Below are 15876 nucleotides of genomic sequence, written 5' to 3' on the forward strand. Positions count from 1 at the left end.
AGAATGCGCTCTTCGCCGGCCATGACGAGGGCGGTCGTTCTTGGGCGCGCATTGCCTCTCTCATCGCCACCGCAAAGATCAACGGCGTCGAACCATTCGCCTATCCGCTCTGTCTATAAAAGCCAGCGCGCGAAGATATTCTGGCGGCCCGAAGAAATCGAGGCTTTGCAGCTCGGGGCCCCGCCGCATGTGTGGCGCATCCGCGCCATTGCGCTGGAGACAGGCCTGCGACCGGGCGATCTGGCGATTCTTTCACGTGAACATATCCACCGCACACCGCACGGCAGGAGAATCGTGATCTGGACGCAGAAGCGAAATCAGCTGGCATCTATACCGGTCACAGACCGCATGGCGGCATTGATTGACAACACCGCTGCCCCGCAGTCCCGCCTGATCGTGAACACGCGCGGCGCCCCCTATCAGCATGAGAATTACCTGGGAGACGCCGTGAGCCAGTAGAGCGATTCGCTTAAAATCCGGAAGGAACCGCGCCTCTATGATGCCAAAGGCACTGCGGCCACCCGCCTGCTTGAGGCGGGAGCGGAACTGAAGGAAATCGCCACGCATATGGGATGGTCGCTCAAGCACGCGGCAGAGGTGATCAAGCGGTATGTGGCGCTGTCACCTGCCATGTCGGATGGCCGCGCGGAAAAGCTGCGGAAGGCCAAATCCGGAACAAGGCTGTAAAATAACCGGTAAGACGGGGCACCTGAAATACAGCCGAGTGCTGGTCGGGGCGAGAGGATTCGAACCTCCGGCCTACGGTACCCAAAACCGTCGCGCTACCAGGCTGCGCTACGCCCCGACTGCGGCGCTCTTAGCGGATCGGGCGGGTAGAGGGAAGAGGCCTTTGCAATCAGCCTCAACCGGCCGGGCGAATGTCGGGCAAGGGTGGGCCGGGGCGGGCGGTTTCGCCGGGCGGCGGCAGGGTCACCACGAATTCCAGCATCCCCTCGACATGGCGGCCATGCGCCCCGACATCCCGGGCCAGCGCCCGCATCCGGTCGTTGTCGCGGCTGCAGATGATATGCAGCCTGTGCATCCCCAGATGGCGGGCCGCCAGAAACATCGCCAGCACCAGCATCTTGCCGAAACCCGAATGCTGGTGATCGTCCTCGACCGAGACCGAAATTTCGGCCGAACCGGGGTCGGTCATCGGGATCAGTTCGCCCACCGCGCGCAGGGTGCCATGAACGAATACCCCGAAAACAAAGACATGCCGCCAATCCATGCCCCGGACATAGGACCGGATCGCGGCATCGCTGATGGCGGACTGGAACCGGGCGCGACGACCCTCGGGCGAGAGGCGTTGCAGATGATCGGCATGTTGCTGCCAGTCGCCCTCGTTCAGTCCGCGCAGGCGGATCCCGGCGTCACCCGCCCCGGGAAACAGGCCTGGATTGACCGCCCAGTCCGACGCGAAAGGATTCTGGCCCGTTCCGAACACTATTGCCGCCTCTTTCAGACAGTTTGCTGCGTTGCGGCATAGGTAGGGAGACCCCTGCCCCGCTTCAACCGAAAGTCTGATACATCCGCGTGAAGTGACGTAACGGCGTCCGCGTGACGCCACCCACCCCATGCGCATATTCCATTCCGGCGCTCGCATCTGCTAAGGCTTTGGCTCTGTTGCCCGGCAAGGAGGCCGCGATGCATTTTCTGGGGATGGACGGCGGCGGTACCGGCTGCCGGGCGGCGGTTTCCGACCGGACGGGCCGGATCATCGGCCGGGGTCAGGGCGGACCTGCGAATATCAACACCGATGTGGAGCAAGCGGCCGAAAACATCCTTGCGGCGACCCGGCAGGCGCTTGGCAACAGCGGTGTGGCGCCCGAAGGGCTGGTTGCGGTGCTGGGGCTGGCGGGTGGCGCGATGGGCGCGGCAAGGGCGCGGCTGGGTGGATTGCTGCCCTTTGCCCGCACCCTGATCGTCAATGATGCCGTCACCGCCACGCGCGGCGCGCTGGGTCCGGGCGATGGCATCGTGGCTGCGCTTGGTACCGGATCGGTCTTTGCCGTCCAGCGCGGCGGTATCATCCGCCAGTTCGGCGGGCGGGGCTTTCTGATGGGCGACGAAGGCAGTGCGGCGGTTCTGGGGCGCTGCCTGCTGGCGCAGGCGATGCGCGCCGCCGACGGTTTTGCCCCGATGACCCCGCTGCTGGCCGATATCCTGACCGAGTTCGGCGGCATCGAGGGGATCATCGGTTTCGGCAACCGCGCTTTGCCCGCCGAATTCGGGGCGCTGGCGCCGCGCATGACCGGCAGCGACGACCCCGCCGCGCGGCAATTGCTGGACGACGCCGCCGATCATGTCGCCCATGTGCTGACGGTGTTGCAGGATGGCGGCGCTTTGCCGGTGGTGTTTCAGGGCGGGCTGGGCCCCTGGTACGCGCGGCGGCTGGCGGGGCACTGGCCCATCGCGGCACCGCTTGGCAATGGCGTCGATGGCGCGCTGGAGATGGCGCGGCAGTCAGAGGAGGCTTCGTGATGCAGGTGATCGCCGCGCGCCGGGTCTTTGACGGAATCGCCCTGCTGGAAAACCACGCCATCGAGGTCGAACATGGCCTGATCCGCGCCCTGCGTCCCGCCGCGTCGGATGAGGCCCTGCTGGACGGGCTGCTGGCCCCGGCCTTTCTGGATCTGCAGGTGAATGGCGGCGGCGGGCTGATGGTCGATGGCGCGACCGACATGGCCCGCCTGCGCCATATCTGCGACACGCATCGCCGTCTTGGCTGCGCGGGGGTGCTGCCGACGCTGATCTCGGACAGCGCGCAGGCCACCGCCGCTGTCATCGCGGCAGGGATCGCCGCCGCGCAAGAGGGCGTTCCGGGCTTTCTGGGCCTGCATCTGGAGGGGCCGCATCTGGACCCACGCCGCAAGGGTGCCCATGATGCCGCGATGATCCGCCCGATGACGGATGACGATCTGGCGCAGCTTTGCGACGCGGCGGCGCGGCTGCCGGTGCTGATGGTGACGCTGGCACCCGAGGCCGCGACCCCGCAGCAGATCACCACCCTGACCCGGGCGGGGGTCATCGTCAGCCTTGGCCACAGCGATTGCAGCTTCGAGACGGCGCAGGCCGCGCTGGCCTCTGGCGCGCGCTGCGCCACGCATCTGTTCAACGCCATGAGCCAGATGGGCCATCGCCAGCCGGGACTGGCCGGGGCGGTGCTGTCGGGCGACTGCCATGCCGGGCTGATCGCCGATGGCATCCATGTCCACCCCGCCGCGATGCGGGTTGCGCTGGCGGCGCGACCGGGCGGGATCTTTCTTGTCACCGATTGCATGGCATTCGCGGGCACCGACCTGACCGAACTGAGGCTGAACGGGCGGCAGATGCTGCGCCGGGATGGTCGCCTGACGCTGTCGGACGGGACGCTGGCCGGGGCCGACCTGACCATGGCCGGGGCGGTCGGCAACCTGATCCACCTTGCCGGGGCCACATCCGAACGCGCGCTGAGCATGGCCTCGGCCGAGCCCGCCCGCGTGATCGGGGCCGAGGACCGCTTCGGCCATCTGCGGACCGGCAACGCGGCCGAGATCGTGCTGCTGGACGGCGATTTCGGGCTGGCCGCGGTCTGGTCCGGCACCGGCTGGCTGACCCGCCCCGCCAAAATCGCGCAGGCAGGGAACCGCAAAGACCATTGACGACTTTTCTGCCTGTCACGGCTGCCAGAGCGTCTTGCGGCCGATCAACAGGAAAGCCGAATGCAGGATATTCTTGCCCTTGTTCAGGACCCCGCAGCATGGGTCGCGCTGGTCACATTGATGGTGATGGAGGTCGTGCTGGGCATCGACAACCTTATCTTCATCTCTATTCTGACGAATAAATTGCCGCGCGCACAGCGCGAACGCGCCCGCCGCATCGGCATTGGGCTGGCGCTGATCATGCGTCTGGGCCTGCTGGCCACGGTGGCATGGATCGTGCAGCTGACCGAGCCGGTGGTCACCATCCTTGGCAACGATCTGTCATGGAAGGACATGATCCTGATCGCGGGCGGGCTGTTTCTGGTCTGGAAGGCCACGCGGGAAATCCATCACCATGTCGATCCCTCGGACAAGGGCGACAGCCCGGTCAGCGGTCAGGTCGCCATGACATTCGGCGGCACCGTGGCGCAGATTCTGGTGCTGGATCTGGTGTTCTCCGTCGACAGCATCATCACCGCCGTCGGCATGACCCCGCATATCGAGATCATGGTGGTCGCGGTCGTGGTTGCGGTGGTGGTGATGCTGCTGGCGGCGACGCCTCTGGCCGATTTCATCGAACGGAACCCGACCATCGTCATGCTGGCGCTGTCCTTCCTGCTGCTGATCGGCACGACGCTGATCGCGGAAGGTTTCGGCGTTCATGTGCCCAAGGGCTATGTCTATGCCGCGATGGCCTTTTCCGCGCTGGTCGAGGGGCTGAACATGATGGCCCGCAATGCCCGCAAGCGGAAGGCCGTACGTTAACCCCGGCAGCGGCCCGTTCCCCCACGGGCCGCGTTGCCAAAAGCGTCGGAAGAGGCTATCTCCAAGGGAACCTCGACCGAAAGGACGATACCTTGCGCGATCTCAGAATCCCGGATCAACGCCATCCCGAAAAGGCCCACCGGCCCGATCAGGCCCAGCCAAAGAAACCCGACTGGATTCGCGTCAAGGCGCCGACATCCGAGGGTTACAAGCAGACCCGCGACCTGCTGCGCGAGCATCGCCTGTCCACCGTCTGCGAAGAGGCCGGCTGCCCCAATGTCGGCGAATGCTGGAGCCAGGGCCACGCCACCATGATGATCATGGGCGAAATCTGCACCCGCGGCTGCACCTTCTGCAACGTCGCCACCGGCAAGCCGAACGCGCTGGACGCGTTCGAACCGGGCCGCGTCGCCCATGCGGTGCAGAAGCTGGGCCTGAACCATGTCGTGATCACCTCCGTTGACCGCGACGATCTGGACGATGGCGGGGCCGAGCATTTCGCCCAGACCATCCGCGCGATCCGCCACCGCTCTCCCTCTTCGACGATCGAGGTGCTGACCCCGGATTTCCTGAAATCGAAACCCGGCACGCTGGAAATCGTGGTCGAGGCCCGGCCCGATGTCTTCAACCACAATCTGGAAACCGTGCCCGGCCTTTATCCGACGGTGCGGCCCGGCGCGCGCTATTTCCACAGCCTGCGGCTCTTGCAGAGGGTCAAGGAACTGGACCCGGCCATGTTCACCAAATCCGGCATCATGGTGGGTCTGGGCGAGGATCGGCAGGGCGTGTTGCAGGTCATGGACGACATGCGCGCCGCCGATATCGACTTCATGACCATCGGTCAGTATCTGCAACCGACGCCCAAGCACCACCGCGTCGACCGCTTCGTCACGCCCGAGGAATTCGCCAGCTATGAGAAGGCGGCTTATGGCAAGGGTTTCCTGATGGTCTCGGCCACGCCGCTGACGCGGTCGTCCTATCACGCGGGCGACGACTTCGCACAGCTCCGCGCGGCGCGTCTGGAAAAGCTGGGACAGGCCTGAGGCAAATTTCCGTGACGCGGACCCTTGCAAATCCCCGCGCCTCGGCTTAGGCGAACAGGCAGGCCCGAGTGGCGGAATGGTAGACGCAGCGGATTCAAAATCCGCCGCCGCAAGGCATGCCGGTTCGAGTCCGGCCTCGGGTACCAATTGATTTGGCTTCACTTTCCACCCTCCTGTGGGGGGGGTGAGGTGAAGCGCGGCAGGCGGTTGCCACACAGCCTTGCCACACTTTCACGTTTCATTTTCGTTCTGTTCCGCTGCCGCTTTCATGCTGAATGCGGCCGTGGAACGCCGCTTCCGGCTGGCCTTCTTGCGGTAGTAGTCAACCATTCCCGGGCTTTGGTTGGTGATGGCCTGTATCTGGGCGTCGAAGCATCCAGTCTCGGCCAGCCTGATGATCGCCAGCTTGCGAAGCCCGTGCAGGCTGTATTTCAGGGCGCGTTCGCCCAAGGTGGCGCGCCATGTCCGGAACGCCTTTTCCACCGAATTGTAACCAAAGGGCTGCGTCAGGTGCTTCGGGATGACATGCCCACCACGAATCGGCAGCGCCGAGAGAGAGGGCCGCAGTTCAGCCGGGCAGTAAACCTCATAGCCGTCATCCTCCTTTTCGTCGGTGGCGGTCATCCATTCGCCCCGAAGCTGATCACGAGCGAAGTTCATCAGCAGGCGGATAATCTGAATATAGCGACCGCCTTGCGGGGGGTGTCGCCATACTTGGCATGGATCGCCAGAACGGCGGCGCGCGTCATGTTTCTGACTGGCTTGGTCGCGTTCTTCTCAAGGATCGCGTCCATCACCCGGTCGTAATCAGGCTTGGTACCTTGGGCCAGCTTCCGATACTTCGCAGAGGCTCTGTTGCACAAATCCCGTGAGGGATTCATCTTGTGAATCCAGTGTGGTAGCTGTGATTCATGAGCAGACCCAAGCCCCCGACCTACAAGACCAGGAACTGGCCAGCCTATAACGAAGCGCTCAAGCGCCGCGGCTCGCTGACGATCTGGTTTGACCCCGAGATGAGTTGGGATGCCGCGCCGTCAGGCAGGCGTGGCCGCCAGCAGAGCTACAGCGATGCCGCGATCCAGACGTGCCTGTCGATGAAGGTGTTGTTCGGCATGGCCTTGCGGCAGACGACCGGGTTCGTCGAGAGCTTGCTGCAGCTGGTCGGCCTGAACTGGGCAGTGCCGGATTTCAGCACGCTGTCCCGCCGTCAGAAGACCCTCGCCGTGAACATCCCGTATCGTGGTTCCAAAGGGCCGTTGCACCTGCTGATAGACAGCACCGGCATCAAGGTCGAGGGCGAAGGCGAGTGGCATGCGCGCAAGCACGGTGGCCCGAAGCGGCGTGTCTGGCGCAAGATTCATCTCGGGATCGACGAGCAAACGCTGGAGGTCAGGGCTGTCGAGGTCACCGGGAGCCACATCGGTGATGCGCCCGTTCTGCCCGATCTTCTCAGTCAAATCCCGGAGGACCAGGAGATCGGCAGCGTCACCGCCGACGGCGCTTACGACACGCGCAAATGCCACGATGCGATCGCCGACCGCAGCGCTCATGCCGTCATCCCGCCCCGCAAGAACGCGAAGCCCTGGAAAGCTATCACAGCCGGAGCCATGGCCCGAAACGAAGCCCTTCGCGCCGCGAAATATCTGGGGCGCACCCTCTGGCGACGATGGAGCGGATATCACCGCCGAAGCCGCATCGAAACAAAGATGCATTGTGTGAAACTGCTGGGCCAGCGCCTCATGGCGCGGGACTTCGACCGCCAGGTCGCCGAACTCCAGGTCCGTATCGCTGTCCTGAACGGTTACACCGCGCTCGGCATACCCGTCACGGAAGCTGTGGGATAAGTCCGTCCGGGGAAGGGGGAACCTCGGCCATCACCCGATTTGTGCAACAGAGTCCAAAAAACATCGGCATAAAAGCCATCAGATGAAACAACTTTACGGTTTATGAATTTAACGGGTTCTTTGATGAACCCTCATCTCAGAACGGAACCTCCGTTCACCGACGAGGACGAAGTTATTGTCAATAGATACGTAGAGGAAAACACCGAGTTGAAGTCGGCTTTATATGAAGGAATGTTGATCGGTATAACAAGAAAACAGCATCTTATTGACTTAATGATAAACGATATTTCTGACTTGGTTGACGGGTGCACCCAATAATGCACATAACCGTGTGCCTCATTTACCGCCGTGCCATCCATTCCGATTGCAACACGGGCCGCTTCGGCGCAGTCACCGGCTCGGCCTGCGCCAGATCGGCGCGGCGCACCTCGGGCACGATGTTGACCAGTTGGCGCGCTGCAACCGCGTAAACGGTGCAATCCAACGCCTCGGCCCGCCGCCCTGGGACGCGCACAAACTGGCGCACCGGCTGGCCCCGGCTGTAACGGATCACGGCGCGTTCAGCCGTTGCCTGCTCATACCAGATGGCGGGCAAGCTATCTGAAAACCTTACAGAGGATGCGCGCGGGAATTTTGCGAAAATCTGCGTCTTGATCGTATCAACGCCGACAATCCACAGCCGCGCGCCGGTCTTGGTCTTTGACCCGGCCCGTTCGATCACCGGGCGGTTGCCGGGTGCGCCCTTGATGGCGACGATCTTGCGGCGGGTGCGGGCGCGACAGAAATCCGTCACCCGGTTCATCGACGTGCCGTCGCCCGCATCAACGGCGGTGGCATTGATGCCGATCCTGCCGCCCAAGTCATGCGAAAAACGTTCCGCCAGCAGCGTATCCAGTTCGCGCCATGTTTCGTCCGCGTCCCATGCGCCCCAGATCACCCGATGCCCGAGGATCAGCATGCAGCCGGTTTCCGTCCAGCCGATATAGGTCAGCTCAAGCCGGTCGTGTTGCACGTCGCAACCCACGGTCAGGGCCAGCACCTCGGCGGGCACCTTGTCCAGGCTGAACGGCTCGGCGCGCGCCTGCATGGCCGTTTCGTCCAGTTCCTCGCCTTCAGCGCGCCAGCCTTGGCCCAAGATCGTGTTGACAAAGGTCTGCAACGTGGTCGGATCGTCCTTCGCGCCAATGAATTCCGCCGCCAGCTTGGCCCATGAGGCATTGGCATGCAGCGAGACAAGGGCATTCATGCGAAAACCGGCATGGCCCTGCACCTCGGGCCGCAGCGCGCGCCAGCGGCCATCCTCGACCATGCCGGGCTTGTGGCGTTCCTCGATCTCGGCGGCGCAATGCGGGCAGCGCCAGCGGGCCGATTCCGGCGCGCCTTCGTCCCATGTGATCGCGTCCCATGTGATTTCCGAGAAGGTGCCGCATTCCGGGCAAGGCACCTCGAAGATGCGCTGATCGGACTGGGCATAGGCACGCAGAACGTGGCTGGCATCCTCATGCACCGGGGTCGATCCGAAAACGATCTTGCGATCCGGGAACGACAGAGTGCGGCGTTCGGCCAGCACGATGGGCGAGCCTTCGGCGGTGGCCTCCATGCCGTCCGCTTCGTCGATGAACAGCAGGCGGACGTTGTGTCGCCGCAGGTTCCGGGGGGCCTTCGCGGCCACCACCTTGAGCGATCCGCCGGGGACGCGCCGCGACAGCAGGCGAGGCGGCAAAGATCGGCTCCACATCTGAGACCATGTAATCGCGGCAATCGGCCTCGGCGGGCAGCAGGCAGAGAATGGGTGCGGGATCGTTGGCAACGAAGCTGGCGACAGCCGAGATCAGCAAGGTGGTGAAGCCGACGCGCACCGGCTTGACCAGCGTCACCCGCTCAATCAGCGGATCTCCGATGGCGTCGGCAATCTCGCGCTGGAACGGCCACAGGCGGACCGGGCCGGGCTGCGCACTGACGCCCTCGGGCAGCTGCACCTCGCGCTCGATCCAGTCGGACAGGCGCAGCCTGGGCGACGGCAACAGGGCGCGCAGCGCTTCGCGGCGGATGGTTTCAATCGTCGCCATTGGCAAACGCCCACAGTGATCTCCTCACACCCTTGCTCTTGCCAAGATGGACCCGGAAGATGCAGCCACGAGACGGGACCGCGGGGCGATGGCCAGGGCGGGAGGTGATCTGGTGTCACGGAATGACAACGCCCCGGTCGGGCCGGGGCGTTGGATTGGGTGCAGCGTCGCAATCGCCTGAGGTCAGGCGCGTTCGCTGTACTCGAACTGTTCGGTGTTGACCACGATGTCCTCGCCCTCGCCGACGAAGGGCGGGATCATGATGCGCACGCCGTTGTCCAGAATCGCGGGCTTGTAGCTGTTGGCGGCGGTCTGGCCTTTCACCACCGGCTCGGTCTCGGCGACCTTGCAGATGACCTTTTGCGGGATCGACACCGACAGGGCCTCTTCGCCGTAATACTCGATGGTGGCGGTCATGCCGTCCTGCAGGAAGGGGCGACGCTCGCCCAGCAGGTCCGAGTCAAGCTCGGTCTGCTCGAAGGTCTCGCTGTCCATGAAGACCAGCTTGCCATCGGATTCATACAGGAATTGCTGGTCCTTCTGGTCCAGACGGACCCGCTCGACCTTGTCTTCGCTGCGAAAGCGTTCGTTCAGCTTGCGACCGTCGCGCAGGTTCTTCAGTTCGACCTGGGCGAAGGCACCACCCTTGCCGGGTTTGACATGGCTGACCTTCACGGCGGCCCACAGGCCCCCGTCATGTTCCAGCACGTTGCCGGGGCGGATTTCGTTGCCGTTGATCTTGGGCATGGGGACAGACCTTGGGAAAAAGATGAAGGATGTCGCCGTCCCAAAGGTTGAACGGCGTTGCCGCGACCCTATATCCGGGGCTGCGGTAACTGGCAACCAGAACACGTTTCCCGCGTTGTCAAGGCAGGCCCTGGCGGGTGGGAGCAGTAAATTTGGTGTCAGTAAGGCAGATTTCACCTGATTTTTGCATGGCATGCATATAGAGCATGGCAGACATGCGGTGCAGGGAATACCGAATCGGCGCGTTCATCGCTATTGCATGCGACACCGTCGAAGAAACGGAATGAATAAACAAGGGATGGCGTCAAGCCTTCCCGCTTTTCCCGTGTCTGTATCGCGGGGATTGAACCAGGACGAATGATATGCGCGATTTTGTTGACGGCTCGGCTTTCAATTTCGAACAGGGGCAACGCGCCCGCAAGCTGTTTGCGGCCGTGGTGCTGGCTGCGCTGGATGATGCTATTGCAGACGACAAGAAATATGGCAACGGCCCCGAGCAGATTGCGCGTTGGGCGCGGTCGCGCGATGGGCGCGAGGTGCTGTCCTGCGCGGGCATCGACCCCAATGAGCGTGTGGTGAAAGGACTGATGGAGTTCGTGTCGAAAGGCGTGCGGACCTCGGTCGCCCTGTCGCGCGAGGAAAGCGAACGCCGCATGGCCGCCGAGGCAGAGGCCGAAGCCGCCTGATCGCTGCCCCGGCATCGCGAAATGGCCGCCCCGGGGGCGGCTTTTTTCGTTTTGACCGGCAAGGAAAAGGGGCCGGTCACGCGGACCGGCCCCCTTGGTGTCGAAACGGGATCAGAAGCTTTTCGCCAGCGTCAGCTTGACATTGCGGCCCGGCGCGTTGCGCGTGGCCAGCCAGTTCTGATATTCCTTGTCGAACACATTTTCGATGCCGACCCGCACTTCCGCGCCCTGCAGCACGCCCGATTGCGGACGATAGGTGGCGCGGATGTTGTGGACGACATTGCCCGCGCGTTCATCCACGCCCGTGTTGACGCGATCCATGCGGGCCGAGGCGATGGCCTCCCAGCTCAGGTCCAGCTCTTCGGTCAGGTGCTGACCCAACGTCAGGCGCAGCCGGTCGGTGGGGGCGTTGGTCCAGTATTGCGGACCCGCCACACCGATCTGATCGCCCTCGGTGATATTGGCGTTCAGGTCGGCATAAAAGCCGTTGGCCATCACATAGGAGGATTCGATCTCCAGCCCCTTCATCGACACATCGGTCACGTTGGAATAGGAGGTCACGTCCCAGACATCCGTCCGATAGAGGTTCGCCTTCACCGCCAACCGGTCGCCGCCCGAGAACAGGTCGCCGCGCTCATAGGCCGCGCCGACTTCCCAGGTCCGCGCCTTTTGCGGCTGGTTCATATAGCCGGGCGTGTCGAAATCGTCGAGGATCGGCAGGTTCTCGGTATAGGCGGCGCTGGCAAAGACCGAAATGCCATTGCCGAAGGCATAGCGCAGCGACAGACCGCCCATGACCGCATCGTTGTCATATCTGGTCGGGTTGGCCGAGGTCGCATCGCCCGAACGGGTCAGTTCCTGCGTCTCGTATCGCAGCGCCGGAGAGATCGTCCAGCCGCCCGAGGTGATGTCATCGACCGCAAAGACCGCGATGCGGCGATCCTTGCCGCCGGGCGCGGAATTGGCCTCGGCGCGCTCCTTGTGGATGAACTCGATCCCGGTGCGCAGGTCGTGACGGAAGGCGCCGGTGGCGAAGTCGGCGGTGTTCTTGATCGTCAGCTTGGTGGTCTCATAGCGGTGATCGGCGTTCAGCAGCTCGGTGATCATCGGAATGTCACCCAGGGGCGAACTGCCCGGGATATAGCTGCTGTCGATCTTCTGATCGGCATAGCTGAGGTTGGCCACGACATGGATCAGCGGATTGTCGGGATTATAGTCGTATTCCAGTACCGTGGTGCGGGTGTCGATATCGCGATCCACGTTGCCGAACATGCCACCGCCCAGCCCGAACTGGTCATAGGGCATGTCGCGCTCGGAGATTTGCGTATCGTTATAGGACAGCGTCAGCGACTGGTCGCGCGCGGCGCCAAAGGTGAACTTGCCCTTGACCATATAGGACGGCAGGTCGAACGGCTCTGCCCCCAGATCGTTGCCGGCGCCGTCATCCTGACGGTCCTGCTTGCGCTTCACATATTGCGCCAGAAACTCCAGATCCTCGGTCGGCTGCCATGCAAGGATCGAGGACGAGGTGATCCCGTCGCCATTGCTGGTGAATTCAAAGGTCTGCCGCCCGGCCCAGCCGATCTGGCCGCCGGTGAAGTCCGAGGCATCCTTGGTGCGCAGCCGCACCAGACCGCCGACCACGCCCGAGCCATATTCGAAACTGCCCACGGTGCCGCGCTGGACGTCGATTTCCTTGTACAGCGACGGATCGGTATAAAGCTGGGTGCCGATACGATAGAGTTCCTCGGAACCCTGCGTGGCGCCATCGACCTGGATCATCACCATCTGGTCGGTGCCATAGGATCCGGTCGCGCCAAAGCCGCGGATGTTGATGCCCGATCCGCCGGGCGTGTTGCCGTTCATCAGCGAGACGCCGGGGACGGAATCGATCAGTTCCGCCACGGTACTGGCCTGACGGTCGTCGATTTCGCGCTGGTCGATGCGCGAAATGGGGATGGCGGTGTCGGTTTCGACCTCGCGTTTGCTTTCGACGCTGATCGTGTCCAGAACGACCGGGGCGGCGTCCTGTGCAGCGGCGAGAAGCGGGAATAGAATAGCGGTGCCGCCCAGCAAGGCGACATATCTGCGGGATCGCATGGTACAAGCTCCTGTCAACAAAAGCGGGAAGGCTTGCATGCGGCTGGCACCCCAACAGCGTCTTTCTTACGCTGCCGCGGGTTGCGAGTGAAGCGCAATGACGCCTTGACGACATTGCGTCCCAAGGCTGTGGACTCGCGGTGACATGGGGGCTGGCTACAGCCGGGTGACGACCCGCGCGGCATAGAAGCGTTCGACATCATCGGCGTGACACAGATCGGTGGCGGGGGTCATCACCGCCGCCGCCGCTGCCGCGGTTCCCAGCGCCAGCGCATCCGGGACCGGCCAGCCGCGCGCCGCCGCCAGCACGAAGCCCGCCACGAAGCTGTCGCCCGCGCCGACCGCGCTGACGACCTTGACCTTTGCGGCCTCGGCATGCCAGGCGCCGTCCGGCCCGGCAATGACCGAGCCATCGGCGCCCCGCGCCACGATCACCGATTTCGCCGCACCGTTCTGCACCAACCCAGCTGCGAAAGCCGCGCTGTCGCTGCGCAATGGCAGGGGGCGACCGGCCAGCCCCTCGGCCTCGTGGCTGTCCATGCGCAGCACATCGACCGGGGTGGAGGAACCCGACAGAACCCGCAAAGCCTCGCCCGAGGTATCGACGATCAGCCGGGCCGAGCTGTCCTTCAGCCGCACCGTCAGCATCTGCTCGAACCCGTCCGGCACGCCCGGCGGGTTCGATCCCGACACCACCACCCAGCCGCCCGCCCGCGCCGATTCCGCGATGGCCGAGGTCATGTCGGCCACATGCGCCCGGTGCCATTCCGGCCCCGGCAGCACGAAACGATACTGCCCGCCGGTCGCCCGGTCGTTGACCGCCAGCGATTGCCGGGTCTCGCCCGGGGCGGTCAGGCGCACGACCGACAGCCCGTCGGATTTCAGCATCTCGGCGATGCGGGTGCCCGTGGTGCCGCCAAGCGCGACCATGGCGGTGGATTGCCCGCCCAGAATCTTGATCGCGCGGCTGACATTGATTCCGCCGCCGCCCGGCTCGACCACCGGCTTGTCGCAGCGCAGCTTCAGATCGGGGCGCACCTCATCGGCCGAGGTGGACAGATCGAGGGCCGGATTCAGCGTGACCGTCAGGACCGGCTGCTGCGCGGTCATTCCCACCACCGGTCAATGCTGGCGATATCGGCGTCGGACCAGCCGAAATGATGCGCCAGTTCATGCGTGACCACATGGCCGACCAGATCGCCAAGCGCCACATCGCCCCGCGCCACCCATTCATCCAGCAGCGGACGGCGATACAGCCAGACGATATCCGGGCCGCCAGGCTGGTCCATCACCGATTTTTCCGTCACCGGGATGCCGTCGTAAAGCCCGGTCAGCTCGAACGGATCGTCGATCTGCAATTCGTCCAGAATCTCTTCGGGGGCGAATTCAGCCACCCGGATCGCCACATCGGCGGCCAGAGGGGCGAATTCGGCGGGCAGGGCCTGCAGGGCGGCGCGCGCCATGTTTTCCAGCTCGGCGGCGTCGGGGGCGGTCAGCGCGTTCAAATCTTTCATCCGCATCTCCTGCATATGCAGCCTGATATGGACAAAAATCGCCGCATATGAAAGAGCAACCCCAACAGGAGACCTCCGATGACCATCACCCGCTTTGCTCCGTCACCCACCGGCCACATCCATGTCGGCAACCTGCGCACGGCATTGTTCAACTATCTGATCGCACGCAAGGCGGGCGGCACCTTCATCCTGCGCCTCGACGATACCGACCGAGAGCGTTCGAAGCAGGAATATGTCGATGGCATCAAGCGTGATCTGGACTGGCTGGGCTTGCACTGGGACCGCGAAGAGCGTCAGTCGCTGCGGCTGGACCGTTACGCGCAAGCCGCCGACGGACTGCGTGCTGCCGGGCGCCTCTATGAGGTGTTCGAGACCCCGACCGAGCTGGACCTGAAACGCAAGAAGCAGCTGAACATGGGGCGTCCGCCGGTCTATGACCGCGCCGGGCTGAACCTGTCGGATGCGGAAAAGGACAAGCTGCGGGCCGAGGGGCGCGAGGGTTACTGGCGGTTCCGGCTGGATCTGGAACGGATCGAATGGATGGACGGGATTCTGGGCGACATCTCGATCGACGCGGCTTCGGTCAGCGATCCGGTGCTGATCCGTGCCGATGGGCAGGTGCTGTATACCTTTGCTTCATCGGTTGATGATACCGATATGGGCGTGACCCATATCGTTCGGGGTGCCGACCATGTGACCAATACCGCGACCCAGATCCAGATCATCCGCGCGCTTGGCGGCACGCCGCCGGCTTTTGCCCATCACAGCCTGCTGACCGGTGCGAAGGGCGAGGAACTGTCCAAGCGGCTTGGCGCGCTGTCGATCCGCGACCTGCGCGAGGCAGGCGTCGCCCCCGAGGCGCTGCTGTCGATGATGGCGCGTCTGGGCTCCAGCCAGCCGGTCGAGCTCAAGACCAGCCTCGACGATCTGGCCGAGGGGTTCGATCTGTCGCAATTCGGCGCCTCGCCCACCCGCTTCGACGCCGAGGATCTGTGGCCGCTGACCCGCGAACGCAACCAGGCGCTGCCCTTCGACGCCGTGCAGGACCGCATCGCAGCCCTTGGCGTGCCGAACGATCTGGCCGAACGCTTCTGGCGCGTGGCCTCGCAGAACATCACCCGGCTGGACGATCTGGCGGGCTGGTGGACGATCTTCAGCGAAGGGGCCGAGCCGCAGATCGACCCCGAGGACGCCGATTTCATCGCCGAGGCAATGACGCTGCTGCCCCCGCCGCCCTATACCGACGCCAGCTGGGCCGAGTTCACCACGAAGGTCAAAGAGGCGACCGGCCGCAAGGGCAAGGGTCTGTTCATGCCGCTGCGCAAGGCGCTGACCGGCCAGGCGCACGGCCCCGACATGGGCGAGGTAATGCCACTGCTGCAGGTCGTCCGCGCCCGCGGCTGACCTGCTGCGCGCCACCTGCGG

At 64.1% G+C, this 15876-nt stretch carries 16 protein-coding genes, 2 tRNA genes and 1 pseudogene; 9 read left to right on the forward strand and 10 right to left on the reverse strand.

Annotated elements, in window-relative coordinates; translation table 11 throughout:
- Nucleotides 1-3: 3 nt before the first annotated feature.
- The gene (locus tag JHW40_RS15250) at nt 4-459 is read left to right on the forward strand and encodes a site-specific integrase (protein WP_244519275.1); all 456 of its coding nucleotides are present in this window, start codon (nt 4-6) and stop codon (nt 457-459) included.
- Between the two features lie 269 nt (nt 460-728).
- On the opposite strand, the gene JHW40_RS15255 is transcribed toward JHW40_RS15250, so the two are convergent.
- Both JHW40_RS15255 and JHW40_RS15260 read right to left on the reverse strand, forming a co-directional pair.
- Nucleotides 729-805, reverse strand: a tRNA-Pro gene (locus tag JHW40_RS15255).
- Between the two features lie 57 nt (nt 806-862).
- A complete protein-coding gene (locus JHW40_RS15260) occupies nt 863-1447 on the reverse strand; it encodes a GNAT family N-acetyltransferase (protein WP_170851879.1) in 585 nt (194 codons plus the stop codon).
- A gap of 200 nt (nt 1448-1647) precedes the next feature.
- Between JHW40_RS15260 and JHW40_RS15265 the strand changes: the two genes are divergently transcribed.
- The 5 genes from JHW40_RS15265 to JHW40_RS15285 all read left to right on the forward strand — a co-directional run bounded on the left by JHW40_RS15265 (nt 1648) and on the right by JHW40_RS15285 (nt 5637).
- Complete coding sequence (locus JHW40_RS15265; protein WP_090614448.1) at nt 1648-2484, forward strand: glucosamine kinase nucleotide-binding domain-containing protein; 837 nt, start codon at nt 1648-1650, stop codon at nt 2482-2484.
- On the forward strand, nt 2484-3644 hold the full coding sequence (nagA, locus tag JHW40_RS15270) for an N-acetylglucosamine-6-phosphate deacetylase (RefSeq protein WP_170851880.1): 1161 nt from the start codon (nt 2484-2486) through the stop codon (nt 3642-3644). The genes JHW40_RS15265 and nagA overlap by 1 nt, the downstream gene beginning before the upstream one ends.
- A 60-nt stretch (nt 3645-3704) precedes the next feature.
- Nucleotides 3705-4448, forward strand: a complete 744-nt coding sequence (locus JHW40_RS15275) for a TerC family protein (RefSeq protein WP_090614454.1) — start codon at nt 3705-3707, stop codon at nt 4446-4448.
- A gap of 92 nt (nt 4449-4540) precedes the next feature.
- Nucleotides 4541-5491: a lipoyl synthase gene (gene lipA / locus JHW40_RS15280; RefSeq protein WP_090614457.1), complete on the forward strand. Its 951-nt coding sequence runs from the start codon at nt 4541-4543 to the stop codon at nt 5489-5491.
- A 62-nt stretch (nt 5492-5553) separates the two neighbouring features.
- Nucleotides 5554-5637, forward strand: a tRNA-Leu gene (locus JHW40_RS15285).
- Nucleotides 5638-5722: 85 nt separating this feature from the next.
- On the opposite strand, the gene JHW40_RS15290 is transcribed toward JHW40_RS15285, so the two are convergent.
- Nucleotides 5723-6115: a site-specific integrase gene (locus JHW40_RS15290; protein ID WP_139208203.1), complete on the reverse strand. Its 393-nt coding sequence runs from the start codon at nt 6113-6115 to the stop codon at nt 5723-5725.
- A 35-nt stretch (nt 6116-6150) separates the two neighbouring features.
- Nucleotides 6151-6285 (reverse strand): hypothetical protein, encoded by a 135-nt coding sequence (locus JHW40_RS15295; RefSeq protein WP_272849001.1) that lies wholly within the window; start codon nt 6283-6285, stop codon nt 6151-6153.
- Between the two features lie 117 nt (nt 6286-6402).
- Here JHW40_RS15295 and JHW40_RS15300 point away from each other — a divergent pair, with 117 nt between their 5' ends.
- The gene (locus JHW40_RS15300; RefSeq protein WP_076612002.1) at nt 6403-7335 is read left to right on the forward strand and encodes an IS5-like element ISPlc1 family transposase; all 933 of its coding nucleotides are present in this window, start codon (nt 6403-6405) and stop codon (nt 7333-7335) included.
- Between the two features lie 340 nt (nt 7336-7675).
- On the opposite strand, the gene JHW40_RS24045 is transcribed toward JHW40_RS15300, so the two are convergent.
- The 3 genes and pseudogenes from JHW40_RS24045 to efp all read right to left on the reverse strand — a co-directional run bounded on the left by JHW40_RS24045 (nt 7676) and on the right by efp (nt 10151).
- Nucleotides 7676-8644, reverse strand: a complete 969-nt coding sequence (locus JHW40_RS24045) for a terminase gpA endonuclease subunit (protein ID WP_336390116.1) — start codon at nt 8642-8644, stop codon at nt 7676-7678.
- A gap of 39 nt (nt 8645-8683) precedes the next feature.
- A pseudogene (locus JHW40_RS24050) lies at nt 8684-9404 on the reverse strand (phage terminase large subunit family protein); the annotation flags it as partial.
- A gap of 183 nt (nt 9405-9587) precedes the next feature.
- Nucleotides 9588-10151 carry an elongation factor P gene (gene efp, locus JHW40_RS15310; RefSeq protein ID WP_090617857.1) on the reverse strand — a complete coding sequence of 188 codons (564 nt, stop codon included), beginning with the start codon at nt 10149-10151 and terminating at the stop codon, nt 9588-9590.
- Between the two features lie 362 nt (nt 10152-10513).
- Between efp and JHW40_RS15315 the strand changes: the two genes are divergently transcribed.
- Nucleotides 10514-10837, forward strand: a complete 324-nt coding sequence (locus tag JHW40_RS15315) for a DUF6280 family protein (protein ID WP_090617855.1) — start codon at nt 10514-10516, stop codon at nt 10835-10837.
- Nucleotides 10838-10948: 111 nt separating this feature from the next.
- Here the strand turns inward: JHW40_RS15315 and JHW40_RS15320 are convergent, their stop codons facing one another.
- From JHW40_RS15320 to JHW40_RS15330, 3 genes are all read right to left on the reverse strand, one after another.
- Complete coding sequence (locus JHW40_RS15320) at nt 10949-12937, reverse strand: TonB-dependent receptor domain-containing protein (RefSeq protein ID WP_090617853.1); 1989 nt, start codon at nt 12935-12937, stop codon at nt 10949-10951.
- Between the two features lie 156 nt (nt 12938-13093).
- A complete protein-coding gene (locus tag JHW40_RS15325; protein ID WP_090617851.1) occupies nt 13094-14047 on the reverse strand; it encodes a 1-phosphofructokinase family hexose kinase in 954 nt (317 codons plus the stop codon).
- Complete coding sequence (locus JHW40_RS15330) at nt 14044-14451, reverse strand: metallopeptidase family protein (protein WP_090617849.1); 408 nt, start codon at nt 14449-14451, stop codon at nt 14044-14046. The genes JHW40_RS15325 and JHW40_RS15330 overlap by 4 nt, the downstream gene beginning before the upstream one ends.
- Before the next feature lie 78 nt (nt 14452-14529).
- On the opposite strand from JHW40_RS15330, the gene gltX reads away from it, so the two are divergent.
- The gene (gene gltX / locus JHW40_RS15335; RefSeq protein ID WP_090617847.1) at nt 14530-15855 is read left to right on the forward strand and encodes a glutamate--tRNA ligase; all 1326 of its coding nucleotides are present in this window, start codon (nt 14530-14532) and stop codon (nt 15853-15855) included.
- Nucleotides 15856-15876: the final 21 nt, after the last annotated feature.

It is taken from the genome of Paracoccus alcaliphilus (assembly GCF_028553725.1).
Taxonomy (GTDB): domain Bacteria; phylum Pseudomonadota; class Alphaproteobacteria; order Rhodobacterales; family Rhodobacteraceae; genus Paracoccus; species Paracoccus alcaliphilus.

Excerpts from the sequence above, each read along its gene's own strand:
- JHW40_RS15250 (WP_244519275.1), top strand. The coding sequence starts at position 4 with ATGCGCTCTTCGCCGGCCATGACGAGGGCGGTCGTTCTTGGGCGCGCA.
- JHW40_RS15265 (WP_090614448.1), top strand. The coding sequence starts at position 1,648 with ATGCATTTTCTGGGGATGGACGGCGGCGGTACCGGCTGCCGGGCGGCG.
- nagA (WP_170851880.1), top strand. The coding sequence starts at position 2,484 with ATGCAGGTGATCGCCGCGCGCCGGGTCTTTGACGGAATCGCCCTGCTG.
- JHW40_RS15275 (WP_090614454.1), top strand. The coding sequence starts at position 3,705 with ATGCAGGATATTCTTGCCCTTGTTCAGGACCCCGCAGCATGGGTCGCG.
- JHW40_RS15290 (WP_139208203.1), bottom strand. The coding sequence starts at position 6,115 with ATGACCGCCACCGACGAAAAGGAGGATGACGGCTATGAGGTTTACTGC.
- JHW40_RS15295 (WP_272849001.1), bottom strand. The coding sequence starts at position 6,285 with ATGGACGCGATCCTTGAGAAGAACGCGACCAAGCCAGTCAGAAACATG.
- JHW40_RS15300 (WP_076612002.1), top strand. The coding sequence starts at position 6,403 with ATGAGCAGACCCAAGCCCCCGACCTACAAGACCAGGAACTGGCCAGCC.
- JHW40_RS24045 (WP_336390116.1), bottom strand. The coding sequence starts at position 8,644 with ATGGTCGAGGATGGCCGCTGGCGCGCGCTGCGGCCCGAGGTGCAGGGC.
- efp (WP_090617857.1), bottom strand. The coding sequence starts at position 10,151 with ATGCCCAAGATCAACGGCAACGAAATCCGCCCCGGCAACGTGCTGGAA.
- JHW40_RS15315 (WP_090617855.1), top strand. The coding sequence starts at position 10,514 with ATGCGCGATTTTGTTGACGGCTCGGCTTTCAATTTCGAACAGGGGCAA.
- JHW40_RS15320 (WP_090617853.1), bottom strand. The coding sequence starts at position 12,937 with ATGCGATCCCGCAGATATGTCGCCTTGCTGGGCGGCACCGCTATTCTA.
- JHW40_RS15325 (WP_090617851.1), bottom strand. The coding sequence starts at position 14,047 with ATGACCGCGCAGCAGCCGGTCCTGACGGTCACGCTGAATCCGGCCCTC.
- JHW40_RS15330 (WP_090617849.1), bottom strand. The coding sequence starts at position 14,451 with ATGAAAGATTTGAACGCGCTGACCGCCCCCGACGCCGCCGAGCTGGAA.
- gltX (WP_090617847.1), top strand. The coding sequence starts at position 14,530 with ATGACCATCACCCGCTTTGCTCCGTCACCCACCGGCCACATCCATGTC.